Source organism: Corallococcus sp. RDP092CA, assembly GCF_041903675.1.
GTDB lineage: Bacteria > Myxococcota > Myxococcia > Myxococcales > Myxococcaceae > Corallococcus.
In genome coordinates this window covers 1-25642 of the sequence record NZ_JAYESI010000042.1, presented here as the reverse complement: position 1 = coordinate 25642, position 25642 = coordinate 1, and the positions used below count along the sequence as shown (strand labels likewise).

Genomic DNA, 25642 nt, shown 5'->3' with positions numbered 1-25642 from the left:
CGAAAAACCGGTCGAAAAGAGTCGCCGGCACCCATGAACCGTCTCCCCCTCGCGCTCCTGTCCCTCGTCGGCTTCCTCCTCCTTCCCGGCTGTGGCGGGCCGAGCTCGGGCGACTCGTGTGATGGCGGCGACTACGTGTGCCAGGACGACGCGCAGGCCCTGGAGTGCCGCAACGGCAGCTGGCGCCCGCTGGCGTGCCGCGGGCCGCTGGGCTGCCGGGAGCTGGCGGACAGCGTGCGCTGCGACACCTCCCTCAACCAGGAGAACGACGGCTGCGCCGTGGACGCGGAGGGCAAGGGCGTGTGCAGCCCGAACGGGCGCGCGCTCCTCACGTGCCAGCAGGGCGTGCTGGTGAAGACGGCGGACTGCGCCTCCTGCGCCGTGCAGGACAACCAGGCCGTCTGCCAGCCGTGACGTCAGCGCTCCGGGTCTTCTCCGGAGGACCCGGGTGGAGCACCCGGCGGCGGTGCGGGCAGGTAGCCCCCCGCGGCCATGCGCTTCCCGGATCGCGCGTACATGGCCGGTGACAGGCCCTGGACGCCGGTGCCGTCAATCCACCGGTTGTAGAAGTTGAAGAGGGCGCAGACGGAGACGGCGTCGTAGACGGCCTCGTCCGACCAGCCGGCCGCCTTCAGGCGCTCCACGTCCTCGCGGCGCACGTCTCCGGGCGCGTCGTTGAGCTGGTCCACGAAGGCGAACAACGCCTTCTCGGCCTCCGGGATGGGGGCCGTCCTCACGTCGTCCAGCACCGCCTGGACGTGCTCCGCGCTGCCCAGCAGTTCCGCCGCGACCGCGGCGTGGGAGCCCGTTCAAAACACGCAGGCGTTGCGCCGCGACGTGTACGCGGCGATGAGCTCTCGCAGGCCGGCGGACAGCGGCGACGGGCCGCGCATCACCTCGTGGGTGAAGGCGGACAGCGCGTCCGTCATGCGCGGCTTGAACGCGAACAGGTGCCAGATGCCCGGCGGCGTCATGCCCCCGGCCCGCGCCATGGCGATCAGCTTCCCGTAGTGCCCGTCCGAGTCGTGCGACTCGACGTCGGGCAGGTACATGCTTTCCGGAGCGGGGGGCTTCTTCATCGCGCACTTCCTGGCGGAGGGACGGCAGGGGCCCCATCAGGCCAGCGACGCGAGGAAGCTGTCCAGCGCCGTGTTGAAGGCCTCCGGCTGCTCCTGGTTGGGCAGGTGCGCCGCGCCGGGGATGACCTCCAGCCGCGCGCCCTTCACCAGGTCCGCCATCTGCCTGGCCTTCGCCAGGGGCGTCACGGTGTCGTGCTCGCCCACCACGACCAGGGCGGGGCCCGCGTAGCGCGCGAGCAGGTCCTTGCTGTCCAGCCGCAGCGCCATGCCCCGCTGCGCGGCGGCGATGGCCTCCGGCGACGCGGACAGCCCCAGCTTCGTCACCTCGCGACCCACCGGGGACTCCGGCCCCGCGTGCACCAGCCTGGGCACCAGCCCCTGGATGACGGCCGCCGAGCCCTCCTCCAGCGCCTGCCGCGCGGTGGCCTCGCGCCGGTCCTTCCCGGCGGCGTCATCCGCGGTGCACTGCGTGTCGGAGAGCACCAGCCCGCGCACCCGGCCCGCGTCCTCGCGCAGGAGCGCCAGCGCCGCGTAGCCGCCCATGGACACGCCGCCCACCACCGCGGAGTCGATGTCCAGCGCGTCCAGCAGCGCGAGCGCGTCCTGCGCCAGCCTGCGCATCTCCGTGGGGCCTTCGCCCAGCCGGCTCTGCCCGAAGCCGCGCAGGTCCGGCACGAGGAAGCGGTAGCGCCCGGCCAGCGCGGACACCTGCCGGTCGAACGCGGAGCCATCCAGCGGGAAGGCGTGCAGCAGGAGCACCGGCAGCCCCTGGCCCACGTCCCGGTAGTGCAGCGGAATCCCATCCACGGCGACCGTCAGCATGCGTGCCTCCTCGCGGCCCGTCGCGGGGTGCGGCGTCAGATCCACTTCTTGTACTTGAACCAGCCGACGAGCCCCAGCGGGAAGCCCACCATGGTCACCCACATGGCCAGGTACCAGCCCCGTCCCGTCAACTGTTCGAAGTTCTGCCCGAAGAACCCCACGATGAAGGACAGGGGCAGGAAGAGGGTGGCGAAGATGGTGAGCTGCTTGCTGATGTCGTTGGTGCGGTTGGCCACCATGGACAGGTAGCCGTCCATCGCGTTGCCCACGACGTCGCGGCTGGAGTCGATCTGCTCGTACAGCCGGACCAGGTGGTCATAGACGTCGCGGAAGTACAGCGTCGTCTTCTCCTGGATTTGCGGGATGCCCCGGCGCGACAGCATGCCCACCACGTCCCGCTGCGGGGACAGCACGCGGCGCAGCGTCACCAGCGCGCGCTTGAGCGCGAAGATGCGCTGGAGGTGCTCCGGCTCCGGCCCCGCGAAGATGGCGTCCTCCAGGTCGTCCAGCTGGTCGCCGAAGTCGTCCATGATGGGGAACTGCGCGTCCACGAGCGCGTCCGCGAGCAGGTAGAGGATGACGTCCACGCCCCGGCCCAGCGTGCCCGCGGGGTCGTCCCTCACGCGCCGCTGGACGGCGTCATGGCTCGGCAGCCGCAGCGCGTGCACGCTGATGAGCCAGTCCTGCGCGAGGAAGAAGTGCTGTTCGTGGAGCGTGAGGTCGGTGACGTCCGGCCCGCAGCTGAAGCCCTGCAGCACGATGAACTGGTGGTGCGGGTACTCCTCCAGCTTGGGCCGCTGGTCCAGGTGCAGGCAGTCCTCCACCGCCAGGCGGTGGAGCTGGAAGCGCTCGGCCAGCCGGCCCATCACCTCCGCGTCCGGCTCCAGCACGTCGATCCACTTGGGCCCCGGCCGGTCGAGCAGCTCCTCGCCCCCCGAGACAGCCCTGCCGTCCTCCCACAGACAGACCTGGATCATTTCCGTGGACTCCCCGGCCCGACAGACGGGCCCGGGACGCTTGCTAGAACTCCCCGGACGCGATGTCGAGCGGTAGAGTGGGGGCAACGTGTCCGCTGCCGCCGAGAATCCCCCACCGGCCTCCCTGACCCCGAGGCTCGAACAAATCCTCCAGTCGCTGCCCGACCGCGCCTTCGCCGCGCGGCTGCGCGCGGTGTACCTCGCCGCGGCCCAGGCCATCTCCCGGCTGAGCGACCTGGACCTGGTGAAGTACGAGACGCCCGTCGTCGACGCCAGCCCCGACCTGTCGCTGTGGGAGGAGATGGCGCCCGTCATCCGAGACACGGTGATGGACGTCAACGGGCTGCTCAACGTCATCCGCGAGCAGTTCCCCGGCACGCCGCCACCCGGTTCCCGCAAGGGCGCCGGGGACGTGCCCGCCATGCTCCAGGAGGGGATGGTGCGGCTGGCCCAGAGCGTCACCCAGCTGGGCGAGGCCATGCGCAACCCGTCCGTGGTGAGCGACCGCTGGCAGCTGTTGGCGGAAATCCAACGTTTCCGGTCCGACTACCGCGAACAGATGAGCCAGCTCGTCTTCGAGTCGGCGAGCACCTTCGGCGAGGTCTCGCGCGCCCAGGTGGTGCCCGGCTACGAGGCGGAGGTGAAGGCGGCCGTCACGGTGCGCGCCATCACGTCCGACCTGTCGCGCATCGTCGCGGCGCGGCTCAACAAGGTGCGCGACGCGAAGCCGGAGGAGGTGCTGTGGAACGCGCAGCAGCTCCAGACGGAGCTGGACGCCTTCGGCCGCACCGCCGCGTACCGGAACCTGCGCGCGCAGGACAAGCGCCACATCGTGGAGGCGCGCGCGGAGGTGGGCGCGCTCGCGCTCCAGGACGCCCCGGAGAAGCAGGCGCTGCTCACCTTGACGGAGGCGCTGGACGAGCTGGTGCGCGGCCTGTCCGCGGTGAACCAGCGCCAGCTGCTCATCCTCCACGACCGCGAGGTGTGGGCCGCGTGCGGCGTGCGCCTGGAGCGCGCGCTGGCCCAGTCGGCGAAGGACCCGGTCGCGTCCGCCAAGGCGCTGGCGGAGGCCGCGGCCAGCGCGCAGTCGCTCTACGGCCGGGACCCCACCCTGGACGCGTTCCTGCGCAAGGCGCGCAAGCTGAAGCTCGCCACGCTCACCGGCTCGGAGCTGCTCTCCACCATCGAGTCCTTCCAGTCCCAGCTCGCGCAACTGGATGTGATGTGACCGTCGTAAAGAGAGCGAAGGCCGTGGCGCCGCGTCCCCTGCGGCAGGCGGACCTGTCCGGCGTGCGGGGCGTCTTCACCGACGTGGACGGCACGCTGACGACGGGCCACAAGCTGCGCAGCGAGACGGTGAGGGCCCTGGAGCGGCTCACGGCGTCCGGCCTGCGCGTGGTGCTGGTGAGCGGCCGTCCGGCGGGGTGGGGCGAGGCCTGGGCCCGGCAGCTCCCCGTGGACGGCGTCATCGTGGAGAACGGCGGGCTGTTCTTCCACAAGGGCGCGAAGGGGGCGCTGCGGAAGGTGTACCTGGAGCCGCCCACCCAGCGCGCGGCCCACCGCCAGCGCCTGGAGCGGGAGGTCCAGCGCGTGCTCGCCCAGGTGCCCGGCGCGCGGCTGTCCGTGGACAGCCGCTACACGGAGGTGGACCTGGCGGTGGACTACAACGAGGAGGTCCGGCTGGGCGACGAGGGGGCCTCCCGCATCGAGTCGCTGCTGCGGGCGCGGGGCGTGACGGCGGTGCGCTCGTCGGTGCACGTCAACTGCTGGCTGGGCCGCTTCGACAAGCTCTCCGCGTCGCGCCGCTTCGCGAAGGTGGCGTGGGGCGAGGAGCTGGACCCCGCGGACGGGCGGTATGTCTACGCGGGGGATTCTTTCAACGACGCTCCGATGTTCCAGGCGTTCAAGCTGGGCGTGGGCGTGGCCAACGTGCGCGCGGTGCTGGATCGCATCGACGCGCCGCCGGCCTTCATCACCCGGGCGCCCGAGGGGCGGGGCTTCGAGGAGCTGGCTCGCGCCCTCCTCGCCCGCCGCCGGACGGTCCGCAGTCGAGGAGTCGCAACGTGAATGTCGTGAAGCTGGAGCTGGCCCGGGGCCTGGGGCGTCACCTGCGCGCGGGGCACCCGTGGGTGTTCCGCAAGGCCCTGGAGCACATGCCGCGGATTCCGCCTGGCAGCGTGGTGGACCTGACGGAGAACGGGAAGTTCGTCGCGCGCGGGTACTACGACCCGCACTCGGCCATCGCGGTGCGCGTGCTCACGCGGGACTCGCGCGAGACGGTGGACGCGCGCTTCATCACCCAGCGCGTGCAGCGCGCCCTGGCCGCGCGCACGGCGCTCATCGACCTGAAGGACACGGACAGCTACCGCCTCATCCACGGCGAGGGGGATGGCCTGCCCGGCGTGGTGGTGGACCTGTACGCGGGCTGGGCGGTGATGAAGCTGTACTCCGCGGGCCTCACCCCCTACCGGCCCCTCCTCGTGGAGGCGCTGAAGGCGGGCGTCCCGGGCCTCAAGGGAATCCTCGGCCGCGACGAGGTGGGGCGCGACGACGTGGAGGAGGACGACGGGCGCGGCAGCGGGAAGATGCTGTGGGGCGAGGAGGCCCCGGAGCTCATCCCCATCCGCGAGCGTGGCGCCATCTTCCTGGTGGACGCGTGGAAGGGGCAGAAGACGGGCTTCTTCCTGGACCAGCGCGAGAACCGCTTCCTCATCCGCCGCCTGGGGCAGGGGAGGGACGTGCTCAACTGCTTCAGCTTCAGCGGCGGCTTCTCCGTGAACGCGGCGCTGGGCGGCGCCAACAGCGTCTTCTCCGTGGATCAGGACCCGGAGGCCATCGCCCTTGCGCGGGAGAACTTCACGCGCAACGGGCTGCCCGCGGCCAGGCACGACTTCCTGGCGGCGGACGTGTTCGCGCTCATCCAGTCGTTCAAGGAGGAGGGCCGCACCTTCGACCTCATCATCCTGGACCCGCCCGCCTTCGCGAAGAGCCAGCGCGCGGTGGAGGCGGCCGTGGACGGCTACGCGTCCCTCAACCGGCAGGCCCTGGCGCTCCTGCGTCCCGGCGGCCTGCTGGCCACGGCGTCGTGCTCCGCGCGCGTGACCGGGGACATGTTCATGGGCGCCGTGCGCGAGGCGGGCTTCAAGGCCGGCGTGGACCTGGCGCTGGTGGAGGAGCGCTACCAGCCGCCGGACCACCCCGTGCGCCTGCAGTTCCCGGAAGGGAAGTACCTCAAGTTCTACGTGATGCAGTCGGTGTAGCGGGCGCGTCCGGCCTGGGGGCGCGCCTGTCGTGGGGCATGGGGCGCGCCCCTCGAAGGGCCCGGAACGCTCAGGTCCCGAAGACCTTGTGGGCCACGCGGTCCAGCACGTCCTTGCCCCAGACGACGCTGGCCTTGCCCAGCCGGTCCAGGTCGCGGGTGAACTCGCGGCCGTCCGGCACGACCTCATAGGTGCGGGTCAGGAAGAGGTTGCCGGTGTCGGGCTCGAAGTCCACGTTGCCGCCGCCGGTGTCCGTGCCTTCCTCCTGCTGCTGCCGGAAGCCCTCGATGATGCCGGGCTTGGGCGGCTCCCGGAACCGGTAGATGAGGGCGCTGCACTTGAGCGAAGGCGGGGACTCGACGTGCTCGAAGGCGTACTGGCCCTCGCCGTTCATCATGCCGCCCAGGCCCAGCTCGTTGAGGCCCTCGGAGACGCCAGCGCCCTGGGTCTGGAGGTACCACTTCACCAGCTGCCGGGCCGCGTCGCGCGTCATCGGCCCACCCGCGGGCGGCGCGGGACGCGCCAGGCCCATGGAGGACAGCAGCCACTGGATCTTGCTGGAGAAGGAGCTGATCACTTCGCGGGGATGACGCGGTCCGCGACGCGGTTGAACACCTCGTCGCCCCACACGAGGCTGGCTTCCACGAGCCGGTCCACGTCTTCCTTGAACTGCTGCGCCGCCGGCAGCACGCCGTAGGTGCGGCTCAGGAAGAGGCTCTTGTTCTCGGTCTCGTAGTCCACCTTGCCGCCGCCGGTGTCCGTGCCCTTCTTCTCCTCGTCACGGAAACCGTCGATGACGCCCGGCCGGGGCGCGTCGCGGAAGCGGTAGATGAGGGCGCTGCACTTCAGCGCCCCCGTCTCCTTCACATGCTCGAAGTAGACCTGGGCTTCGCCGAGCGCGGCGCCGCCAAATCCCTTCGCGTTCAGCCCGGAGGCCTGTGCATCGCCTCCGTGGGCCTGGATGAATGACTGCACCAGTCGCTGGGCATCTTCGAGCGTCATACGTGCAGTCATACCAGTCCCGACCCTGGATGAGAACTAGCCGGCGCGCGCCTGGTCGAACGGGATGCGCTGGTTGAGGTACGTGTCGTTGATGTTGTGCGCGCCGGAGAAGATGCTCTTCTCGGAGAAGTAGCGGATCTTCGCGTCCTTGCCGGCGTGCTTCAGCAGGTCCAGGGGGCTCTTGCCGCTGGTGCCCAGGCCGAAGAGGCCGGGGACGGGGTCCTTGTCGTTGACGTAGTGGACGTACTTGGGGCCGTCCGGGTAGGTCGCCGCCGCCGCGCCGAAGGTCTCCACGGAGACCTTGCCCAGCTTCTCCTGGACCTGCGCGGGGGACAGCCCGTCTTCGATGCGCAGCCGCTTGGCCACGTCGTTCAGCGCGCGGCTGGTGATGAGGCCACCCTGGCTGTGCGCCATCAGGTGCACGTCACGGCCGGCCTTCAGCTCCGTGTAGAGCGAGTCCGCCAGCGTGTCCACGGCCGGGTTCTTGCCCTTGTCCAGCTTGTCCGTGACGCACTGGCCCAGGTCCTTGAAGAAGCCCTCGGTGGAGTTGTGGATGCCGATGGTCTTCTGGCCCGTCTTGTCCGCGATGGCCTGCAGCGTGGCCTCCTGGCCCGCCTTGTCCGTCATCATGCCGTTCACGTAGATGATGGTGCCCGGCTCCTTCACGCCGCCCTTGGGCTCGTAGGCCGGGATCTGGCTCAGCGGGGTGCTGGCGTCGAAGGCCTGACCGCCCTTGCCGACGATCTTGCCGTCATAGGCCTTGTCCTTCGCGCCCGCCGGAGCGGTGAACACGCCCGTGGGGGCCGCGGTGCGCACCGCGCTGTTCGTCGCCTTCGCGTCGAAGCCGTCCTTCACGGTGTTGACCGGCTTCGCAGTGGCGGCGGCGGCCGGCTTGGCCGCGGGGGCCGCGCCGGCCGTCCCCGTGGTCGTGGTGGTGCGCGCGATGGTGTTGTTGGAGGTGCGCCCGATGGTTCCCATGGCTTGAGGCTCCTGCGGTGTGCGGATTTTTGAAGGGAGGGGGAAAGCGTGCTGCGTTGATCCATTCTCCCCCAAGGCGCCGAAAAGTTGCGAGCGGGTCACGGAATGTGCGTAACGCGCCGCGACACCGGAAGTCCGGCGGGGGACGGCGGAGGGAATCCGGCCCGGGCGTCACCCGGGGGGCGGTTAAGGTGGGGGCATGGTCCAGAAAGGTCAGTTCCTGGAGCGCTCCACGCTCATCCCGGTGGGGGCGGGCGGCACGGTGATGGAGGGCACGGTGCACCGGGGGACGCGCTCGCCGCCGCTGCTCATCCTGCCGCCCCGGCCGGAGGAGGGGGGCGGGATGGATCACGTCGTGGCGGCGGAGGTGGCCTTCGCGGTGGCGCGGGCGGGCTTCCCCACCCTGCGCTTCAACCACCGGGGCGTGGGGGCCAGCCAGGGCGCCCGAGGCACCGGCGGGGCGCTGGTGGAGGACGCGGAGGCCGCGATGCGGGTGGCGCTGGAGAACGCGGGGACGGCGGCGCTCGCGGTGGCGTCCCTGTACGGGGGGGCCCGGGTGGCGCTGGCGCTCCAGGAGCGGCACCCGGCGGTGGGCGGACTGTGTCTGGTGGCGCCGGATGTGGACCCGCTGTCACTCATGCGACTGTCGTGTCCGCTGCTGGTGATCTTGGGGGCGGAGGACGCGCGAGTGCCCCGGGCGGCGCTGGCCGCCGCTGTCGCGGAGGCCGGGGGCGATTTAGAGGTCATCGACGATGCCGGGCCCACCTTCCATCGCAACCTTCCCCAGGTGGGGCGGGCGACGGCGGCGTGGCTCCAGCGCCTGTCGGGCGGGTAGGTCGGTGGCATGCAAACCGTTGGACTTCTTCACCTTTCTTCATCCCCCGCGCCTTGCACGGCCGGCCAGGGGGCGGACAGACTGAAAGCGCAGACCCAATCGTCCCGCCGTGCGTTCGTAGTGGGTCTTCGAGGCGTCTTCGTTCAAGGAGTGTCCCGATGCGGATGAGGCGATGGAACGTGGTTCTCGCGGCGCTGGCCCTGTCGGCCTCGGCGTGCGCTTCCGCGTCGCGGGAGCCGGAGGCCCCGGCCGGGCAGGACCTGGCGGCCGCGGAGGCGGAGGTGGCCCAGGCGGTGGCGGAGGGCTCGGACGACGTGGTGTCCGGCGCCATCGTGGTGGACTTCAAGGACGGCACCACCAAGGAGCAGTTCGACGCCTGGGAGCAGGAGTGGGGCGTGGACCTGGAGTTCAACTCCGTGGAGGGCCCCCGCACGGGCGTCACGCTGGCGGTGGGCGTGAACGACGTGGAGTCCGTGCTCCAGCGCATCCGGCAGAACCCGGCGGTGGAGTCCGCCGAGCCGCTCATGCAGGTGCGCACCAGCTACACGCCGAACGACCCCCAGTTCGAGTCCCAGTGGAACCTCCGGATGATCGACATGCCGAAGGCCTGGGACGGCAACCGGGGCAAGGGCGTGGTGGTGGCGGTCATCGACACGGGCATCGCCTACGAGGACTACGACGACTTCAAGCAGGTGCCGGACCTGAAGGGCGTGTCGTTCGTGAAGGGCTATGACTTCGTCAACGACGACGAGCACGCCAACGACGACCACGGCCACGGCACGCACGTGGCGGGCACCATCGCGCAGGCCACCAACAACGGCGAGGGCGTGGCGGGCGTGGCCTTCGACGCGACGCTGATGCCGCTCAAGGTGCTGAACCACTTCGGCAGCGGCACCACGGCGGACATCGCGGACGCCATCCGCTTCGCGGCGGACCACGACGCGAAGGTCATCAACATGTCGCTGGGCGGCGGCCTGTACTCGCAGGTCATGGCCAGCGCGGTGGACTACGCGCGCAAGAAGGGCGTCACCGTGGTGGCCGCGGCGGGCAACACCGGCCACGGCCGGGTGGAGTTCCCCGCGGCGTACCCGGGCGCGGTGGCGGTGAGCGCGGTGGGGCCGTCCGGCGCGCGCGCGCCATACTCGTCCTACGGCAAGGAGCTGGACATCGCGGCGCCCGGTGGTGACAAGAGCCAGGGCGAGGCGGGCGGCATCCTCCAGAACACCATCGACCCGCGAGACCCGTCGCGCTCCGTCTACGCCTGGTACCAGGGCACCAGCATGGCCGCGCCGCACGTGGCCGCGGTCGCCGCGATGCTCTACGGCGCGGGCGCCACGACGCCGGACGAGGTGGAGCAGGCGCTCTACGCCGGCGCGAAGGCGACGGAGAACCAGGCCTGGTCGGAGGAGTACGGCCACGGCGTGCTCAACGCCAACGCGTCGCTGCAGGCCTTCAACAAGGGCGCTGGTCCGCGCTGGCCGCCGCTGGGCTGGGCCGCGGTGCTGCTCGCGGGGGTGCTGCTCACGCTGCGCGGCCGCGAGCGCCCCGGCTACCTCAACGTGCTCTTCCGCCCGGCGTTCCTGGTGCCGCTGGTGCTCTCCACGGTGGGCTTCTTCTTCCTGCGCACCTGGTTCGCGGGCGCGGCGGGCCCGGCCCAGGACGTGGTGAGCGTGGCGTCGCTGCCCATCCCGGACTGGCAGCGCATCATCTTCGGCCGGAACACGGTGAACCCGCTGTTCTACAGCGCGCTCATCCCCCTGGTGCTGTCGCTGCCGGCCATCACGTGGCGGGGCTTCCGCCCGGCGGTGGGCGGCCTGGCGCTGGGGTTCGCGGGCTTCCTGGCCTACGCGGCGTGGGTGGGGGCTCCGGCGCTGGCGTGGCTGCCCTTCACCTTCCTGGCGAAGCCGTGGCTGGGCTTCAACACGGTGGTGTGCCTCGTCATCGCCCGCGCGATGCTCAATCGGGAGGAGGCATGAAGCTCTCCGGCACGGTGCGGTACCAGGACCTGGAGGGCGGCGTCTGGGTGCTGAAGGCCGACGATGGCCGGACGTACCAGCTGGCGGGCGGTGACCGGAAGATCAAGAAGGACGGTCAGCGAATCACGGCCGAGGGCAGCATCCAGCGCGACGCCGTCACCGCCGCCATGGTGGGGCCGGTGTTCAACATCACGTCGTACAAGGCGGACTGAAGCGACGTCCGGCGCTGGAGTGAAGGGGCGGCCCTGCGCTCAGTGGCGGGGCCTTCCCTTCTTGGGGGCCTCCGACTGCCGGAGCCGCTCTTCTTCGTAGGCCTCCATGGGCGCCTCGCCCCGGCGCACGGCGTTGCGGAGCTGCCGCAGGGCCTTGCGCTCCGCCTGGAGCGCCGGGTCCGCGTTCTTGCCCAGCGGCTCCACCGGGTGCTGGACGTCGTAGACGCTCAGGGACACGCCACGCCCGTCCACGAGGCCCAGCCCCACCAGCGACAGCGTGGCCGCCGCCACCCAGGGCAGCAGCTGCAGCGCGAAGAGGGGCACGGGCTTCGTGGCGCGCACCTCTTCGTCGCCCGGCGGCGTGCCGCGCCCCCACACGGCCGGGAAGTGCCGGGACGCGGCGCGCAGGCCCAGCAGCGCGGACCCGCCGAACAGCGCCAGTCCCACCACCGCGCGCCAGTCCGTCACGTCGTCCGAGGCCCCTTCGTTCCCCAGGCCCGAGTGCGTGGCGATGAGGAACAGCGCCGACGACACGATGTTGTTCGCCGCGTGCGCCGCGATGCCCGGCCAGAGCGAGCCGGTGCGCAGGAAGAGCCAGCCGAACAGCAGCCCCAGCTCCGCGCGGGCGAGGAATCCCACAGGGTCCAGGTGGAACGCGCTGAACACCACGGACGCGATGAGCAGCGCGCGCCAGGGGGAGGCCGGGGCCGGCGGCGTCAGGGCGCGCTGGAAGAGGCCGCGGAAGAAGAACTCCTCGCACAGCGGCGCGGCCACGGACACGCCGCCCAGGAGCAGCGCCAGCTCCACGGGGGACTGCCCCTCGAAGAGGCGCGAGGCGTCGAACATCTCCCGCAGCCACGACGGCGCCACCTTCTGCGCGAGGAACTGCACGGGCACCACCACGGCGACGAAGTTCGCCATGCCCAGCAGGAAGCCGAACAGGGTGGGGAGGCTCGGGAACGGCGTGAGGCCCACGTACGCGGCGGGCCGGTAGCCCGAGCGGCGCAGCATGATCCACGCGAGGCCCAGGAAGATGAACACCTCCGTGAACCACACCCCGAACGCGGGGTTGAGCAGCTGGACGACCGCGCCCAGCGTCACGAAGAGGCCAAAGGCCAGGGCCGCGGAGAGCACGGGGTGGGGTGGCGACAGCGGCGCGGGGGCCTCCGCCGGCCGCGGGTCGCTGGAAGAGGGGGCTTCGTCCACCGTGTCGTCTCCTGGCCCCGCTCCGCCTGACGGAAGAGGGGTGGGGTGCCGCGTTCGCTTCGAGGGAGGAGGGCGCTGCTTCAGGCCCGGTGGAGGTAGGCGCGGATCTCCTCCGCGAGCGGGTTCTTCCGGGGCAGCTCCGCCGCCGCGGCCGGGTCTCCCAGCCGCAGCTTCTTGTCCTCTTCCACGAGGATGCGCTGATCCAACAGGTACTCCACCGCGTTCTCCAGCGTCGTCTTCGCCAGGGACTCGGCGGCGGTGATGCGTCCGGCGTTGTACTCGCCGCGCCCCGTCTCCAGCGCCAGCTTGACGAACGTCTTGCGGTCGGTGGCCACGCCCGCGGCCACGTCCGGCAGCGTCATGGCGGCCAGCAGGTAGGCCTCCAGGAAGTCGCGCAGCAGGTCCGCGAGGAACTCCAGGTCCGGCTGGGCGTGGGCCTCCGGCGCGCGCGTGAGCATGTCGCCCTCGTGGATGACCAGGCCCATGCGCACGAGCCGCTCCACGCACTCGGCGAAGATGGTGTCGAACGACGCGCCCACCCGGTAGATGAACTCCACCTTGAAGAGGCGCGACAGGAACAGCGCGCGGGCCTTCACGGTGTCATACGGCGCGGGCGTCCCCGCCAGCAGCGCGTTGGCCACGAGGCTGCGCGCGGCCACCAGGTTCATCAGCGTGTTCTTGTAGAAGGACATCTCCGGACGGCGCGAGTCCTCCACCTGGTAGCTGACCTCCCCGCGCGCCTCCTGCGTGCGCACCATCTCGTCGGAGATGAACTCGCGCATCGCGTCCTGGATGGGGCCCAGGGTCTCCGGGTTGCTCGGCGCGTTGGCCAGCTCCTTGGACAGCCGCGCGCCGTCCTCGGAGGCGATGCGGCGCAGCAGGCTGATCCGGTCCGTGAGCTCGCGCTGGGTGAGGCCGCGCCGGCGGTGGGCCAGCAGCGACGCGCTCACCAGCGCGTGCGGCGTGACGGTGGACACCTTGCTGATGCCGTACATCACGCGGTTGCCCAGCGCGCGCACCAGGCCCTTCTTCTGCTCGTCCGTCACCGGCTCCTGCGGCGACAGTCCGCGCGCCTTCATGAAGTCCACCAGCGACAGCGGCTCGTCGAAGGTGAGGTGGATGCGGCCGTAGCGCGCGGCCAGCACCTTGGGCGCGCTCAAGAGGGCCTTCAGGTCCTCCGGCTTCTTCTCCCCGCCGGCCAGCTCCTTCGAGTAGCTGTCGGACTCCACCACCTTCTCGTAGTCGATGGAGACGGGCACGAAGTAGAGGTCGTTGCGCGCGCCGTCCAGCACCGCCTCCACCTGCCAGGTGAGCATGCCCAGCTTGGGGGTGAGCAGCTTGCCCGTGCGCGAGCGGCCCCCCTCCGGGAAGAACTCCTGGTGGATGCCGTCGTGCACCAGCTTCTTGATGTACGCCTTGAAGGACGCGGCGTAGACCTTGTCGCCCTTGAACGAGCGGCGCAGGAAGAACGCGCCGCAGCGGCGGAACAGCACGCCCAGGGGCCAGAAGGACAGGTTCGCGCCCGCGGCCACCAGCGGCGCGGTGTAGCCCCGGTTCCAGAGCACCCAGCTCATCACCAGGTAGTCCACGTGGCTCTTGTGGCTGGGGCAGAGCACCACCGGCGCCTTGCCCGCGGCCTTGAGCGCGCGGTGCAGGCCCGCCTCGTCCACGCCGATGCCGTCGTAGATGCGGTTGAACACCCACTCCAGCACGGGCGCGATGACCGCCAGCACGGACGGGTTGGGCTTGGCCGCGATGGCCTCCAGGTTGCGCTTCGCCTCGCGGTAGACGCTCGTGGGCCTGCGGCCCGTCGCGGCCGCGTGCTCGTCCAGCGTCTTGCGCAGCTGACGGTCGCGCAGCGTCTCCTCGATGAGCCGGTCCGTGGGCTTCTGCGGCGGGCCGAACACCGCCCGCGTCTCCCGCGCGAGGAACACGTGCAGCGTGCTGCGCACCTTGCGCGCCAGCACCTCGTCGCTGACGCCCGGGTTGTCCTCGATGAAGCGGCGCAGGTCGATGGGCTCTCCCACGCGGAACTGCGCGCGCTTGTAGTTGCGGAAGAACGCCACCATGGAGTGCACGAAGCCCGGCGCCTCCGGGCTCCCGAACACCACGTCGCGCCAGCCCGGCTTGAGCTTGGCCGGGCGCTTCTCCCAGACGAACAGCTCCGGCACCAGGAACACCGGCCGCTCGGAGCCGCGCGCCAGCCGCACCAGGGCGGGGAAGGGGTCCTCGCGCGTCTCCTTGCCGGAGGCGTGCAGGAGCGCCGTGCGGCGCAGGAACACCAGGCCGCTGCCGCCCTGCTCGCGGGCGTAGCGGAAGCGCTCCTCCACCGCGCCGCCCTGCGCCGTCTGGCGCCAGGGCCGGGTGAACCACGGGCGCAGGTTCACCACCGCGCGGATGGGCGGCATGGCCCGGCGGACCATGGCCCACGCGATGTAGAGGAAGTTGATCCACGCCGTGGTGCGCATGACGTGCACCACGAAGCCCCGGGCGCTGAGCGCGCGCAGCTCGTTCTCGGCCTCGGGGGGGAAGTGCACCCCGTCGAAGTACCGAGCCCCGAGCACCCGGGACATGGGACCGAATTCCTCCTTCAAGGCCTCTCCTTGCGTCGCGGTCTGCGCCAGCGCGGTGTCCATCGCAGCCCCCCAGGCTACATGTTTTCCGGCGTCGGGATGCCCAGCAAGGTGAGCCCCGCCGCCAACGTGATGCGCGTCGCGTCCGTGAGCGCCAGCCGGGCAGCGCGCACCGCGTCATTCCCCTCCACGAGGATGCGCTTGTCGCGGTCCTTGTTACCGGCCGTGTAGTAGCGGCTGTAGGCCGCCGCCACGTCCAGGAGCAGCCGGGCCACCAGGCTGGGCTCGTACTGCTCCGCCGCCGCCTTCACCGTGTCCGGCAGCCGCATCAGCTCCCGCACGAGGGCCTGCTCCTCTGGGAGCGTGAGCAGCGCCGGATCGTAGGCCGTGGGCACGCCGCCGCCCTTGCGCAGCACGTTCGCGCTCCGGGCGTGCGCGTACTGGAGATAGGGCCCCGTGTGCCCCTCCAGGCTGGTCACCTCGTCCCAGTCGAACGTGTAGTCGCTGGCGCGGTTGTGCTTCAGGTCGCCGAAGACGATGGCCCCCAGGCCGATCTGCTCGGACAGCGCCTCCGCGTCGTCCGTCTCCAGGTTGCCGTCCTGGATGTTCGCCTTCACGCGCTCGAGCACCCGCTCCTTCGCCTCGTCCAGGACCTGATCCAGCTCCACCACCTGGCCCTTGCGCGTGCTCATGCCGTGGATGCGGCCGAACGGCACGTGCACGCACCTGTCCGCCCACGGCTGCCCCATCTCCTTCAGCGTGCGGAACACCTGCCGGAAGTGCAGCGCCTGGTCCTGCGCGACGACGTAGAGCGACTTGTCGAAGTTGAAGCGCGCGTGGCGGTCCTCGGCGGCGGCCAGGTCGCGCGTGGCGTAGAGCGTGCTGCCGTCGTTCTTCTTGAGGAGCACGGGCGGCTCGCCGTCCGCGTAGGGCATGTCCACGATGAGGGCGCCCTGGGACTCCTTCACGCCGGGCTTCCTGGCGATCTGGTCGATGACCGCGTCCATCTTGCCCTGGTAGCGGCTCTCGCCCTCGATGTGCTCGAAGTCGATGCCCATCCGGGCGTAGACCTTCTTGAAGCCCTTGAGGCTCGTCTCCCGGAACTGGTTCCAGAGCTTCATCGCCTCCGGCTCGCCCGCCTCCATGCGGCGGAAGAACTCACGGGCCTTCTCGTCGAAGGCGGGGTCCTCGCCGGCGCGCTTGTTGGCCTGGACGTACACCTGGACCAGGTGCGCCATGTCGTCGATGCGCGCCGGGTCGCCGTACTCCTGGAAGCCCACCGCCACCAGGCCGAACTGCTTGCCCCAGTCGCCCAGGTAGTTGATGCCCTCCACGCGCCAGCCGAGCGCGCGGTACAGGTTCGCGATGCAGTGGCCCAGGAACGTGGTGCGGATGTGGTGGAAGCCAATGGGCTTGGCGATGTTGGGCGACGAGTAGTCGATGACCACCGTCTTGCCCTTGCCGTCCTCCGCGTCGCTGCCGTAGGCCAGCCCGGCCAGGCGCACGCTGTCGATGACCTCCTGCGTGAAGGGGAGGGGCAGGAAGCGCGCGTTGACGTAGGGGCCCACGGCCTTCACCTCCAGGCCCGGGACCTGGAGCGCCTGCGCGAGCTGCGCGGCGATGGCGGGGGGCGCCTTCTTCTGTGCCTTGGCGAGAGGGAAGGTGGCGAAGCTCAGGTCGCCGTGCGCGGGCTCCGCGGGCTTGACCTGGGACTCAATCTCAGCGGCGGGGACACCCAGGGCCCCGGCGAGGGCCTGGGCGAACGCGGCGCGGTAACGGGAATAGACAGAAGTGCTCATGGACCGCGCGGATACTACCCAAGGCGGGGCGCCTTCCATCCACCTCTTCTGCGGGCAAGGCGCCCGAGCGTCTTTCAGGGCACGGCGGGCCCGCGGCTCTTGGGGCGCACCACCGAGGCCACGGTGTCCAGCAGCTTGGGCAGCTTCAGCGGCTTCTCGAAGTACCCGTCGATGCGGTCCGGCCCTTCACCCGAGGTGAGGGACGCGACGTCGCTCGCGCCGGAGATGATGTAGACGACCACGTCCGCCAGCGACTCCGTGGTGCGGATGTAGTGGAGCACGGACCGGCCGTCCTCCCCGGACAGCCGCAGATCCAACAGCACCATCGCCGGCCGGATGTGGGACAGGATGGAGCGCGCCTCGGCGGCCCCGGAGGTGGCCATCACCCGGTAGCCCTCCTGCTCCAGCACCTGCTCCAGCACCTCGCGGCAGTCCACGTCGTCCTCCACCAGGAGGATGCCGCCCGCCTTGGGCGTGGCCTGGTTCACGTCCGGGGCGCTCACCGCGCTCGCGAACAGGGGCAGGACCATCTGGAACGTGCTGCCCTCGCCCAGCGCGCTGGACGCGTCCACGCGGCCGCCGTGCAGCGCGACGATCTTCGCCACCAGCGGCAGGCCCAGGCCCGTGCCCGGCGGGCGGGGCATGCCCGGCTGCGCGCGGTAGAAGGAGTCGAAGACGTGCTCCAGGGCTTCCGCCGTCATGCCCTGGCCGGAGTCCTTCACGGTGAGGATGCCCAGCCCCTCGGCGGACGACACGCTCACCTCGACGACGTCGTCCGTCTCGCTGTGGTGGATGCCGTTCTCCACGAGGTTGTGGATGGCCTCGGAGATGCGCTCGCGGTCGCCCCGGACGAACACCTCCGGGCAGGGCGGGATCACCACCCGCACGCGGCTGTGCTCCGCGACGGCGCCCAGCCCCCGCACCACCTCTTCCGCCACCGCCTTGAGGCCGAAGGGGCGCTGGTTGAGCTGCATCTTCCCGGACGACAGCCGGGACATCAGCACCAGGTCGTTCACCTGCTGGAGCAGCCGGTCCGCGTTGCGATCGCAGATCTGCACCGCGCGGCGCTGCCCGTCCGTCAGCGCGCCCAGCTTCTCCCGGCCCAGCATGGCCAGGTAGGCCTTGATGGTGGTGAGCGGGTTCTTCAAGTCGTGGGACACGTTGCCGAGCAGCTCCTCGCGGTTCTGCTCCAGGCTCTTCAGGCCCGCGATGGCCGTCTGCAGGTCCTTGTTGCGCCGGGCGCTGTCGTCGCGCAGCCGGGCCACCTCGTAGGCGGCGGTGAGCTGCGACGCCAGCGACTGCATCAGCACGTCGGACGCCTTGCGGCGCGCGCCCAGCACCACGAGCACGCCCGTCACGCCCTGCGGCCCCTCCAGGGGCACGGCGAGGGTGTCGTCCTCGCGCAGCAGCACCTTCTCGGTGAAGCACCGGCCCACCACGCCCTCGCCCGGGACGGCGGCGGTGACGCGCTCGTCGTAGCGTCCGCGCACGTGCTCCACGTGCAGCTGGTTGCGCGACGGGAAGTGTCGCGCCACGTAGCAGACCTTCGGCTTGAGCAGCGTGTGCAGCGTCTGCAACTGCGCGCGCAGGGCCTCGGTGGGGCCCGCGTTGTCGGTGAGCTGCCGGCCCATCTCCAGCAGGGCCTGGGCGGCGGCGTCGGTGTCCACCGGGGGCGGCGGTTTCGCCGCGCGCTTCGGTGGGGCCTTCTTCGCGGTGGTGGCGGGACGCAGCGGGACCACCTCTGCGAGCTGCGGACCCTTCTTCTTCGATGGCACGCGCGAATCCTGCTTCATGTCTCGCGTGGGAGGGAACCTCGACGGAGCCCGGCGCCTTCCACCAACGCCGAGCGTGTCAGGTGCCCGACAGCCCCCCAGCCCCTCCGGCCGGGGGGATACCGGAATGACTCAGGGGCGCCGCTGGACGCGGCCTTCCTTGTCCAGGCTGTAGGGCTCCACGAGCGTGGCCTGCACCTTCTCCTGGTAGCCCTGCACCCCGAAGCCGCTCTCCGCCAGGGCCGCCAGCGCCACGGTCTGCACGCGGCGCGCGGTGTCCTCGGAGGTGAGCAGCTTGAGCAGGGGCTCGCGCGCCGGCTCGTACTTCAGGGGCCCCAGGACGTTGATGGCGGCGATCTTCACGTCATCGGACATGTCCTCCAGGAAGGGGAGGACGGCCGGGGGCACGCGCGGGTCCGGCTTGCCCTGCACGTGGTGGAGCAGGACGACCTTCTTCTCCGGGTCGCGCGTGTAGCGCGAGGACAGGTGCTGGAGCGTGTCGGTGATGACGCCCATCAGCGCGTCCTCGGAGAGCAGCGCCTGGAGGATGCGCAGCGCCCAGGACGTGGCCTGGTCGCTCGTCTTGAGGAAGGCGCTGACCGGCTCGACGGCGGCCTCGCCGAAGTGCTTGATCAGCTCGAAGGTGTGCTCCTTCTCGTCCGCGTCGGTGGTGAGCGGGTCCACGGTGATGGTGAACCGGCTGAGCAGCACCGTGACGGCCTCGGGGTATTGCATCTCCCCCAGCTGCTGCAGGGCCTTCTGCCGCGTGGATGGCTCCCCGTACTTCTGGGTCACCTTGGACTTGAGCTTGAGCGCTTTTTCCGGGCCCGAGCCGCCCGAGAGGAAATCGAAGAGACCCATAGGTACGTACCCGCTCCGGATTCGGAAGAGTGGAGGCGCCATGTAGGACGGTGCGCCTTCCAGGACAAGTGGCAACGACAACTACAACGTCAGCTCCCGGCGCACGTCGCCCCGGTAGGCCCGGGCCAGGGTCTCCGCGGCGGCCCGGACCTCGGCCGTGGCCTCCTCGGGGACCTTCACCTGGAGCAACAGGTACATGTCGCCCGGGGGGCCGCCCCTCAGCGACGGGACGCCCCGCCCCTTGAGCCGCATCTTCCGGCCGGACTGGGAGCCCGGCGGCACCTTCAGCGTCACCTCCCCCTGGAAGGTGGGCACGCGCACCTCGCCGCCCAAGAGCGCCTCGGACACCGTCACCGGCAGGTCCAGGTAGAGGTCATCGCCCTCGCGGCGCACCAGCGGGTGCTCGGCCACCTCCGTCTCGATGTAGAGGTCCCCCGGAGGGCCCCCCTGGAGGCCCGCCGCGCCCTGGCCGGCCAGCCGCACCTTGGAGCCGGTGACGACGCCCGCCGGGATCTTCACCGTCAGCCGGGTCGTCTCCTCCTGGATGCCGCTGCCGCCGCACTGGGGGCAGGGCTCCGGGGCCTTCCCGCTGCCGCGGCAGGTGGGGCACACGCCGGACCCGCCGAACACGCCGCCGGCCCGCCGGGCCCGGCCCGTGCCGTTGCAGGTGGGGCACGTCACGAGCTTCCCCGTGTTGCCCTCGCCATGGCACTTGGAGCAGCGGCCCGGCCGCTGGAGGGTCAGGGTGCGCTCGGTGCCGGTGACGGCCTCCGCGAGGGAGATGTGGACGCGCGTCGTCAGGTCGTCGCCGCGCTCGGCCGCCGTGGACCGGCTGCCACCCCGGCCCCGGCCGAAGAGGTCGTTGATGTCGAAGCCGCCGCTTCCGCCTCCGCCGCCCGAGCGCCCGAAGATGTCGTTGAAGAGGTCCCCCAGGTCCACGCCCTCGGTGCTGAAGGGGATGCCGCCGCCCCCGCTGCCCCCGGCCGCCTGGGCGGCGCGGTACTGGCGGTAGGCCGCGGCCTTCTTCTCGTCGAAGCCGATCTTCTCCGCGTCCTCGCCGAACTCGTCATAGAGCGCGCGCTTCTTCGGGTCGCCCAGCACCTCGAAGGCCGTGTTGATGCGCTTGAACTTCTCCTCCGCGGCCTTGTCGCCCGGGTTGACGTCCGGGTGGTGCTGGCGCGCCAGCTTCCGGAAGGCCTTCTTGAGGTCGTCCGCCGAGGCCGTCCGGGGCACGCCCAGAATCTGGTAGTAGTCGTCAGCCATAAGTTCTTAGGGTGGTGCAGTACCCGACAAGGGAGAACGTAACCAGCGGGGCGGTGAGCGCCAGCACGGGATGTCCGGACAGGGCCGCGATGGTTACAGTCGCCGCGAGATGAGGAAGGCCATGCCACCACCGCGCGCCCGCCGGAAGGCCCCCCTGTGGCTGGCGTGTGGGCTGCTCCCCATGGCCCTGGGGGCTGACCTGGCGTTCGGAACGACCGCCCGCGCCGCCCCGCCTGCCCCCAGCGTGCGGGAGGGCAGGGTGGTGGACCGCGTCGTGGCGGTCATCGAGGGCCAGGTCCTGACCCTGAGCGAGCTGGAGATGGAGGCCCGGGTGGCGCTGATCCAGCGGGGGGCCGTGCAGGCCGCCGCCCAGACGTTGGATGAGCAGACGCTCCAGGGCGCCCTCGAGCTGTCCATCAACCAGCGCCTCCAGGTGCTGAGCGCGGACCGCCTGCAGGCCTTCCCGGCGGAGCCGGCGGAGGTGGCGGCCCGGCTGGACGCCTTCCGGGCCCGGCTGGGCGGGGAGGAGGCGCTCCGGCGCTTCCTGGATCGGCATGGCGTGGACCGGGCCGCGCTGGAGGCCGTGCTGGCGCGGGGCCTGCGGGCGGAGCGAATCCTCGACAGTCGGGTCCGGTTGAAGGCACAGGTGAGCGAGGCGGAGGTCCGCCACCATTATGACGCCCACCGGGACCTGTACCCCGGTGAGTTCGATCAGGCGGCGCGCACGGCCATCCGCGAGGAGCTGGTGCGGGCGCGCTACGGAGAGCTGGCGGCCCAGGCCCTGGCTGAAGTACGCAGGTCGGCGCAGGTGCGGCGGGTGGCGCCCTTCGCGCGGGAGGCACGGCGATGAGACGGCTGCGGGAGGACGGCACGCCCGACAAGGGGAAGGGCTTCCTCATCCGGCAGATGACCGTGGACGACATGCCGGCGGTGATGGCGCTGGAGAAGGCGTCCTTCAAGAACCCCTGGTCCACGGAGCTGCTCGGGCGCGAGCTCCAGCACGACTGGTCCACCATCCTCCTCGTGGAGGAGCCCCGCTCCGAGGGCGGCGTGGAGCTCCTGGGCCTGGCCATCTTCTGGATCGTCCACGACGAGGTCCACGTCCTCAACGTCGCCACCGCCCCGCTGCACCGCCGCCGGGGCGTCGCGCGCACGGTGATGGAGGAGGTGCTTCGCCGGGGCGTGGCCCGCCGCTGCTCCCTGGCCACCCTGGAGGTGCGCCGGGGCAACGAGTCCGCCCTCAACCTCTACCGCTCACTGGGCTTCCGTCCGGTCGGCATCCGCCCGAACTACTACGTGGACGAGGGCGAGGACGCGATCGTGATGGTCCTCGACTTCTAGGGCCGTAAGGGAGTAGAGCGTCCGCCCGTTGTCGCAGACCCAGGTTTTTCGGGTGTCGGGGGAATGCACCCGGGTCCTCTGGCCGGTTCTGGCCCAGGGGCAAGCCATGCTTGACACCCGAGGGGCCCTCCCTATACTCGCGGGCCTTTTGTGTAGCCTGTAGGTAGATATGCTCCGCTTTCGTGTCGCCGGACGCGGGGTTCCCACGAAGAAGAGGTTTCAGTGCCGACCATCAGCCAGCTCGTCCGCAAGGGCCGCGAGAAGCTCAACATCAAGGGCAAGAGCCCTGCCCTGAAGGAGTGCCCCCAGAAGCGCGGTGTTTGCACGCGCGTCTACACCACGACCCCGAAGAAGCCGAACTCGGCCCTCCGCAAGGTGGCCCGCGTGCGCCTCACCAACGGCATCGAGGTCACCTCCTACATCCCCGGCGTGGGTCACAACCTCCAGGAGCACTCGGTGGTCATGATCCGCGGTGGCCGCGTGAAGGACCTCCCGGGCGTTCGCTACCACATCATCCGCGGCACGCTGGACTCCGTGGGCGTCGCCGGTCGCAAGCAGAGCCGCTCGAAGTACGGCGCGAAGCGTCCCAGCTAGTCGGTCCCCCGCGCGTCGTTGGCGCGGAACACCTTCGCGGTACCTGAAGAAGTGTCGGACGCTGGCCCCACACCCTGGGGAGTGTCCCTGGAAGTCCCAAGCAGTCGTTCTTGAAGCCCCTGAACAAGGCTTTCCTCCGAGCGGGGAGAGTGGGGCGTAAGGGAAGAGATGCCTCGTCGTCGCGTAGTCGCCAAGCGGAAGATTCTCCCGGATCCGAAGTTCCAGGACCGGCTCGTCACCAAGTTCGTCAACGACCTGATGCGCAAGGGGAAGAAGTCCATCGCGGAGGGCGTGTGCTACGGCGCCTTCGCCCTCATGGAGGAGCGCGCGAAGGAAGATCCCCTCAAGGTCTTCAAGAAGGCCCTGGACAACGTCAAGCCCGTCCTCGAGGTGAAGAGCCGCCGCGTCGGTGGCGCCACCTACCAGGTGCCCGTGGAGGTCCGCCAGGACCGCCGCGTCGCGCTGGGCATGCGCTGGATCATCACCTACGCCAAGGCGCGCGGTGAGAAGACCATGCAGGAGAAGCTGGCCGGCGAGATCATGGACGCCGCCAACAACCGCGGCAACGCGGTGAAGAAGCGTGAAGACACGCACAAGATGGCGGAAGCCAACAAGGCCTTCGCTCACTACCGCTGGTAGGTCCCGTCAGGGGCTTCGCGGTCGCCGCCCGGATGCGCTGCCAGCGTCCGGGCGGTTTCGTTTGTCAGCCCTGGCAGCACCTTGAGACGTCCAGAAGGAACCGAGTCATGCCCCGTGAGTTCCCACTCGAGCGCTACCGCAACATCGGCATCATGGCGCACATCGATGCCGGCAAGACGACCACCACCGAGCGGATCCTGTTCTACACAGGCGCCATCCACAAGATGGGCGAGGTGCACGAAGGCACCACCACCACGGACTGGATGGTGCAGGAGCGCGAGCGCGGCATCACCATCACCTCCGCGGCCATCAGCGCCTTCTGGGAGCGGGCGGGCCAGCGCTACCGCGTGAACATCATCGACACGCCGGGCCACGTGGACTTCACCATCGAGGTGGAGCGCTCGCTGCGCGTGCTCGACGGCGCCATCGCGGTGTTCGACGCGGTCAACGGCGTGGAGCCGCAGTCGGAGACGGTGTGGCGCCAGGCGGACCGCTACAAGGTCCCGCGCATCTGCTTCATCAACAAGATGGACCGCGTGGGCGCGGACTTCGAGATGTCCGTCGGCACCATCAAGGAGAAGCTGGGCGCGCGCCCCGTGCGCATGCAGCTGCCCCTGGGCAGCGAGGACAAGCACAAGGGCGTCATCGACCTGGTGCGCATGAAGGCGCTGGTGTTCCAGGACGCGGAGCAGGGCAGCCGCTTCGAGGTCGTGGACATCCCGGCGGAGTACCAGGAGGCCGCCGCCGCTGCCCGCGGGGAGCTGCTGGAGGCCGCCGCCGAGCAGGACGACGCGCTCACGGAGAAGTTCCTGGAGGGCCAGGAGCTGACGGAGGAGGAGGTCCGCGGCGCCATCCGCAAGGGCTGCGTGGGGCTGAAGCTGTTCCCGGTGTTCTGCGGTTCGGCGTTCCGCCACAAGGGCGTGCAGCCGCTCCTGGACGCGGTGGTGGACTACCTGCCCAACCCGCTGGAGATCCCGCCGGTGCACGGCAAGACGCCCAAGGGGGAGGACGCGGTCCGTGAGACGCGCGACGACGCGCCCTTCAGCGCGCTGGCGTTCAAGATCATGAACGACCCGTCCTTCTCCTCGCAGACGCTGACGTTCCTGCGCGTCTATTCGGGGAAGCTGGAGGCGGGCACGGCGGTGTGGAACTCCGTGAAGGGCAAGCGCGAGCGCGTCAGTCGGCTCGTGCAGATGCGCGCGGACAAGAAGGACGAGCTGACGGAGTGCTACGCTGGCGACATCTGCGCGGTGGTGGGCCTGAAGCTGGCGTCCACGGGCGACACGCTCTGTGACGACAAGCAGCCCATCATCCTGGAGCGGATGGAGTTCCCGGAGCCGGTCATCGACATCGCCATCGAGCCGAAGTCCACCGCGGACCAGGACAAGATCCTCCAGTCCCTGCAGCGGCTGGCCATGGAGGACCCGTCCTTCCGCGTGCGCACCAACGAGGAGACGGGCCAGACGCTCATCGCCGGCATGGGCGAGCTGCACCTGGAGATCATCGTCGACCGGCTCCTGCGCGAGTTCAAGGTGGACGCGAACATCGGCAAGCCCCAGGTGGCCTACCGCGAGACGGTGACGACGACGAAGGAGGCGGAGGGCAAGTACATCCGCCAGACGGGCGGCAAGGGGCAGTACGGCCACATCAACCTGCGCGTGTCCCCGAACGAGCCCGGCAAGGGCTTCGAGTTCGTCAGCACCATCGCCGGCGGCGCCGTGTCCAAGGAGTTCGTGGACGCCGCGCGCGACGGCGCGAGGGAGGCCATGCAGAACGGCCCGGTCGCCGGCTACCCCATGGTGGACGTGAAGGTGGAGGCCTACGACGGCTCCATGCACGACGTGGACTCGACGGAGATGGCGTTCAAGATCGCCGGCTCCATGGCCTTCAAGGACGCGGTCCGCGCGGCGAACCCCGTCCTCCTGGAGCCCATCATGGCCACCGAGGTCGTCACCCCGGAGGCCGCCATGGGCGACGTCATCGGAGACCTGAACGGCCGCCGCGGGAAGATCCTGGGCATGACGCCCCGGCCCGGCGGGGTGCAGGCCATCCAGGCGGAGGTGCCCCTGGCCGCCATGTTCGGGTACTCGACCGACCTGCGGAGCAAGAGCCAGGGAAGGGCGACCTACACCATGCAGTTCAAGCACTACGCACCCGCGCCCAAGTCCGCGCTCAACGCGGGCTACTGACCTCCCGCTCGCCAGGGGAACCGCCGGGCGAATTCTGTTGACGTTCCAGCGGCTTTGAAGCACACGCAGCACCCCTCGGAAGTTCCCCCGTAGTCCCAGACCGCCGGGGTTGCACCGGCGGCGTCGTGAGGAGCGGTTCATGTCCAAGGAAAAGTTCGATCGCAGCCTGCCCCACGTGAACATCGGAACGATTGGGCACGTGGACCACGGCAAGACGTCGCTGACGGCGGCCATCACGAAGGTGCTGGCGAAGACGGGCGGCGC

Annotated in this window: 26 protein-coding genes; 13 read left to right on the top strand and 13 right to left on the bottom strand. The window is 70.5% G+C overall.

The window, feature by feature from the left end:
• The first annotated feature begins 33 nt into the window (after nucleotides 1-33).
• Nucleotides 34-414 (top strand): hypothetical protein, encoded by a 381-nt coding sequence (locus U8525_RS30990; RefSeq protein WP_374270319.1) that lies wholly within the window; start codon nucleotides 34-36, stop codon nucleotides 412-414.
• A 2-nt stretch (nucleotides 415-416) separates the two neighbouring features.
• On the opposite strand, the gene U8525_RS30985 is transcribed toward U8525_RS30990, so the two are convergent.
• The 4 genes from U8525_RS30985 to U8525_RS30970 form a co-directional block, all read right to left on the bottom strand.
• Nucleotides 417-737, bottom strand: a complete 321-nt coding sequence (locus tag U8525_RS30985; RefSeq protein ID WP_374270318.1) for a carboxymuconolactone decarboxylase family protein — start codon at nucleotides 735-737, stop codon at nucleotides 417-419.
• Between the two features lie 72 nt (nucleotides 738-809).
• Nucleotides 810-1079 carry a peroxidase gene (locus U8525_RS30980; protein ID WP_374270316.1) on the bottom strand — a complete coding sequence of 90 codons (270 nt, stop codon included), beginning with the start codon at nucleotides 1077-1079 and terminating at the stop codon, nucleotides 810-812.
• A gap of 36 nt (nucleotides 1080-1115) precedes the next feature.
• A complete protein-coding gene (locus U8525_RS30975; RefSeq protein ID WP_374270315.1) occupies nucleotides 1116-1901 on the bottom strand; it encodes an alpha/beta fold hydrolase in 786 nt (261 codons plus the stop codon).
• Between the two features lie 35 nt (nucleotides 1902-1936).
• Nucleotides 1937-2878: a magnesium transporter CorA family protein gene (locus U8525_RS30970; RefSeq protein ID WP_374270314.1), complete on the bottom strand. Its 942-nt coding sequence runs from the start codon at nucleotides 2876-2878 to the stop codon at nucleotides 1937-1939.
• Between the two features lie 88 nt (nucleotides 2879-2966).
• Here U8525_RS30970 and U8525_RS30965 point away from each other — a divergent pair, with 88 nt between their 5' ends.
• Genes U8525_RS30965 through U8525_RS30955 form a run of 3 tightly spaced genes read left to right on the top strand, consistent with a single transcriptional unit; the run spans nucleotide 2967 to nucleotide 6138 of the window.
• The gene (locus U8525_RS30965; protein WP_374270313.1) at nucleotides 2967-4106 is read left to right on the top strand and encodes a hypothetical protein; all 1140 of its coding nucleotides are present in this window, start codon (nucleotides 2967-2969) and stop codon (nucleotides 4104-4106) included.
• Between the two features lie 23 nt (nucleotides 4107-4129).
• Nucleotides 4130-4945: an HAD-IIB family hydrolase gene (locus U8525_RS30960; RefSeq protein WP_374270312.1), complete on the top strand. Its 816-nt coding sequence runs from the start codon at nucleotides 4130-4132 to the stop codon at nucleotides 4943-4945.
• The gene (locus U8525_RS30955) at nucleotides 4942-6138 is read left to right on the top strand and encodes a class I SAM-dependent rRNA methyltransferase (RefSeq protein WP_374270311.1); all 1197 of its coding nucleotides are present in this window, start codon (nucleotides 4942-4944) and stop codon (nucleotides 6136-6138) included. The genes U8525_RS30960 and U8525_RS30955 overlap by 4 nt, the downstream gene beginning before the upstream one ends.
• A gap of 70 nt (nucleotides 6139-6208) precedes the next feature.
• Here U8525_RS30955 and U8525_RS30950 read toward each other — a convergent pair whose 3' ends face one another.
• From U8525_RS30950 to U8525_RS30940, 3 genes are read right to left on the bottom strand one after another with little or no spacing between them, the layout of a single operon-like run.
• Nucleotides 6209-6715 carry a hypothetical protein gene (locus U8525_RS30950; protein ID WP_374270310.1) on the bottom strand — a complete coding sequence of 169 codons (507 nt, stop codon included), beginning with the start codon at nucleotides 6713-6715 and terminating at the stop codon, nucleotides 6209-6211.
• Nucleotides 6712-7140, bottom strand: a complete 429-nt coding sequence (locus tag U8525_RS30945; RefSeq protein WP_374270309.1) for a hypothetical protein — start codon at nucleotides 7138-7140, stop codon at nucleotides 6712-6714. The genes U8525_RS30950 and U8525_RS30945 overlap by 4 nt, the downstream gene beginning before the upstream one ends.
• A gap of 36 nt (nucleotides 7141-7176) precedes the next feature.
• Nucleotides 7177-8118: a hypothetical protein gene (locus tag U8525_RS30940; RefSeq protein WP_374270308.1), complete on the bottom strand. Its 942-nt coding sequence runs from the start codon at nucleotides 8116-8118 to the stop codon at nucleotides 7177-7179.
• A 199-nt stretch (nucleotides 8119-8317) separates the two neighbouring features.
• Between U8525_RS30940 and U8525_RS30935 the strand changes: the two genes are divergently transcribed.
• The 3 genes from U8525_RS30935 (at nucleotide 8318) to U8525_RS30925 (ending at nucleotide 11141) form a co-directional block, all read left to right on the top strand.
• Complete coding sequence (locus U8525_RS30935; RefSeq protein WP_374270307.1) at nucleotides 8318-8953, top strand: serine aminopeptidase domain-containing protein; 636 nt, start codon at nucleotides 8318-8320, stop codon at nucleotides 8951-8953.
• Between the two features lie 158 nt (nucleotides 8954-9111).
• Nucleotides 9112-10929 (top strand): S8 family serine peptidase, encoded by a 1818-nt coding sequence (locus tag U8525_RS30930; protein WP_374270306.1) that lies wholly within the window; start codon nucleotides 9112-9114, stop codon nucleotides 10927-10929.
• A complete protein-coding gene (locus U8525_RS30925) occupies nucleotides 10926-11141 on the top strand; it encodes a DUF5818 domain-containing protein (RefSeq protein WP_374270305.1) in 216 nt (71 codons plus the stop codon). The genes U8525_RS30930 and U8525_RS30925 overlap by 4 nt, the downstream gene beginning before the upstream one ends.
• Nucleotides 11142-11180: 39 nt before the next feature.
• On the opposite strand, the gene U8525_RS30920 is transcribed toward U8525_RS30925, so the two are convergent.
• The 6 genes from U8525_RS30920 to dnaJ all read right to left on the bottom strand — a co-directional run bounded on the left by U8525_RS30920 (nucleotide 11181) and on the right by dnaJ (nucleotide 20615).
• Nucleotides 11181-12347, bottom strand: coding sequence for a type II CAAX prenyl endopeptidase Rce1 family protein (locus U8525_RS30920; RefSeq protein WP_374270304.1), 1167 nt, complete (start codon nucleotides 12345-12347; stop codon nucleotides 11181-11183).
• An 80-nt stretch (nucleotides 12348-12427) separates the two neighbouring features.
• The gene (locus tag U8525_RS30915) at nucleotides 12428-14983 is read right to left on the bottom strand and encodes a 1-acyl-sn-glycerol-3-phosphate acyltransferase (protein ID WP_374270303.1); all 2556 of its coding nucleotides are present in this window, start codon (nucleotides 14981-14983) and stop codon (nucleotides 12428-12430) included.
• Nucleotides 14984-14997: 14 nt separating this feature from the next.
• Nucleotides 14998-16719: an arginine--tRNA ligase gene (argS, locus tag U8525_RS30910; protein WP_374270302.1), complete on the bottom strand. Its 1722-nt coding sequence runs from the start codon at nucleotides 16717-16719 to the stop codon at nucleotides 14998-15000.
• Between the two features lie 74 nt (nucleotides 16720-16793).
• On the bottom strand, nucleotides 16794-18494 hold the full coding sequence (locus U8525_RS30905; protein ID WP_374270301.1) for an ATP-binding protein: 1701 nt from the start codon (nucleotides 18492-18494) through the stop codon (nucleotides 16794-16796).
• Between the two features lie 129 nt (nucleotides 18495-18623).
• Nucleotides 18624-19352 carry a HEAT repeat domain-containing protein gene (locus tag U8525_RS30900; RefSeq protein ID WP_374270300.1) on the bottom strand — a complete coding sequence of 243 codons (729 nt, stop codon included), beginning with the start codon at nucleotides 19350-19352 and terminating at the stop codon, nucleotides 18624-18626.
• An 81-nt stretch (nucleotides 19353-19433) separates the two neighbouring features.
• Nucleotides 19434-20615: a molecular chaperone DnaJ gene (gene dnaJ / locus U8525_RS30895; protein WP_374270299.1), complete on the bottom strand. Its 1182-nt coding sequence runs from the start codon at nucleotides 20613-20615 to the stop codon at nucleotides 19434-19436.
• A 121-nt stretch (nucleotides 20616-20736) separates the two neighbouring features.
• On the opposite strand from dnaJ, the gene U8525_RS30890 reads away from it, so the two are divergent.
• The 6 genes from U8525_RS30890 to U8525_RS30865 all read left to right on the top strand — a co-directional run.
• Nucleotides 20737-21465: a hypothetical protein gene (locus tag U8525_RS30890; RefSeq protein ID WP_374270298.1), complete on the top strand. Its 729-nt coding sequence runs from the start codon at nucleotides 20737-20739 to the stop codon at nucleotides 21463-21465.
• The gene (gene rimI / locus U8525_RS30885) at nucleotides 21462-21956 is read left to right on the top strand and encodes a ribosomal protein S18-alanine N-acetyltransferase (RefSeq protein WP_374270297.1); all 495 of its coding nucleotides are present in this window, start codon (nucleotides 21462-21464) and stop codon (nucleotides 21954-21956) included. The genes U8525_RS30890 and rimI overlap by 4 nt, the downstream gene beginning before the upstream one ends.
• Nucleotides 21957-22178: 222 nt before the next feature.
• Nucleotides 22179-22550 (top strand): 30S ribosomal protein S12, encoded by a 372-nt coding sequence (rpsL, locus tag U8525_RS30880; RefSeq protein WP_014395857.1) that lies wholly within the window; start codon nucleotides 22179-22181, stop codon nucleotides 22548-22550.
• Nucleotides 22551-22718: 168 nt separating this feature from the next.
• On the top strand, nucleotides 22719-23189 hold the full coding sequence (gene rpsG, locus U8525_RS30875; RefSeq protein WP_374270296.1) for a 30S ribosomal protein S7: 471 nt from the start codon (nucleotides 22719-22721) through the stop codon (nucleotides 23187-23189).
• A gap of 107 nt (nucleotides 23190-23296) precedes the next feature.
• Nucleotides 23297-25378, top strand: coding sequence for an elongation factor G (gene fusA, locus U8525_RS30870; protein WP_374270295.1), 2082 nt, complete (start codon nucleotides 23297-23299; stop codon nucleotides 25376-25378).
• Nucleotides 25379-25517: 139 nt separating this feature from the next.
• Nucleotides 25518-25642: GTP-binding protein (locus tag U8525_RS30865; protein WP_233588040.1), on the top strand; the 125-nt coding region annotated here is incomplete at its 3' end.

Coding starts and splice junctions, on each gene's coding strand:
- U8525_RS30990 (WP_374270319.1), top strand. CDS start 34: ATGAACCGTCTCCCCCTCGCGCTCCTGTCCCTCGTCGGCTTCCTCCTC.
- U8525_RS30980 (WP_374270316.1), bottom strand. CDS start 1,079: ATGAAGAAGCCCCCCGCTCCGGAAAGCATGTACCTGCCCGACGTCGAG.
- U8525_RS30975 (WP_374270315.1), bottom strand. CDS start 1,901: ATGCTGACGGTCGCCGTGGATGGGATTCCGCTGCACTACCGGGACGTG.
- U8525_RS30970 (WP_374270314.1), bottom strand. CDS start 2,878: ATGATCCAGGTCTGTCTGTGGGAGGACGGCAGGGCTGTCTCGGGGGGC.
- U8525_RS30945 (WP_374270309.1), bottom strand. CDS start 7,140: ATGACGCTCGAAGATGCCCAGCGACTGGTGCAGTCATTCATCCAGGCC.
- U8525_RS30940 (WP_374270308.1), bottom strand. CDS start 8,118: ATGGGAACCATCGGGCGCACCTCCAACAACACCATCGCGCGCACCACC.
- U8525_RS30935 (WP_374270307.1), top strand. CDS start 8,318: ATGGTCCAGAAAGGTCAGTTCCTGGAGCGCTCCACGCTCATCCCGGTG.
- U8525_RS30930 (WP_374270306.1), top strand. CDS start 9,112: ATGCGGATGAGGCGATGGAACGTGGTTCTCGCGGCGCTGGCCCTGTCG.
- U8525_RS30925 (WP_374270305.1), top strand. CDS start 10,926: ATGAAGCTCTCCGGCACGGTGCGGTACCAGGACCTGGAGGGCGGCGTC.
- U8525_RS30915 (WP_374270303.1), bottom strand. CDS start 14,983: ATGGACACCGCGCTGGCGCAGACCGCGACGCAAGGAGAGGCCTTGAAG.
- argS (WP_374270302.1), bottom strand. CDS start 16,719: ATGAGCACTTCTGTCTATTCCCGTTACCGCGCCGCGTTCGCCCAGGCC.
- U8525_RS30900 (WP_374270300.1), bottom strand. CDS start 19,352: ATGGGTCTCTTCGATTTCCTCTCGGGCGGCTCGGGCCCGGAAAAAGCG.
- dnaJ (WP_374270299.1), bottom strand. CDS start 20,615: ATGGCTGACGACTACTACCAGATTCTGGGCGTGCCCCGGACGGCCTCG.
- U8525_RS30890 (WP_374270298.1), top strand. CDS start 20,737: ATGCCACCACCGCGCGCCCGCCGGAAGGCCCCCCTGTGGCTGGCGTGT.
- rimI (WP_374270297.1), top strand. CDS start 21,462: ATGAGACGGCTGCGGGAGGACGGCACGCCCGACAAGGGGAAGGGCTTC.
- rpsG (WP_374270296.1), top strand. CDS start 22,719: ATGCCTCGTCGTCGCGTAGTCGCCAAGCGGAAGATTCTCCCGGATCCG.
- fusA (WP_374270295.1), top strand. CDS start 23,297: ATGCCCCGTGAGTTCCCACTCGAGCGCTACCGCAACATCGGCATCATG.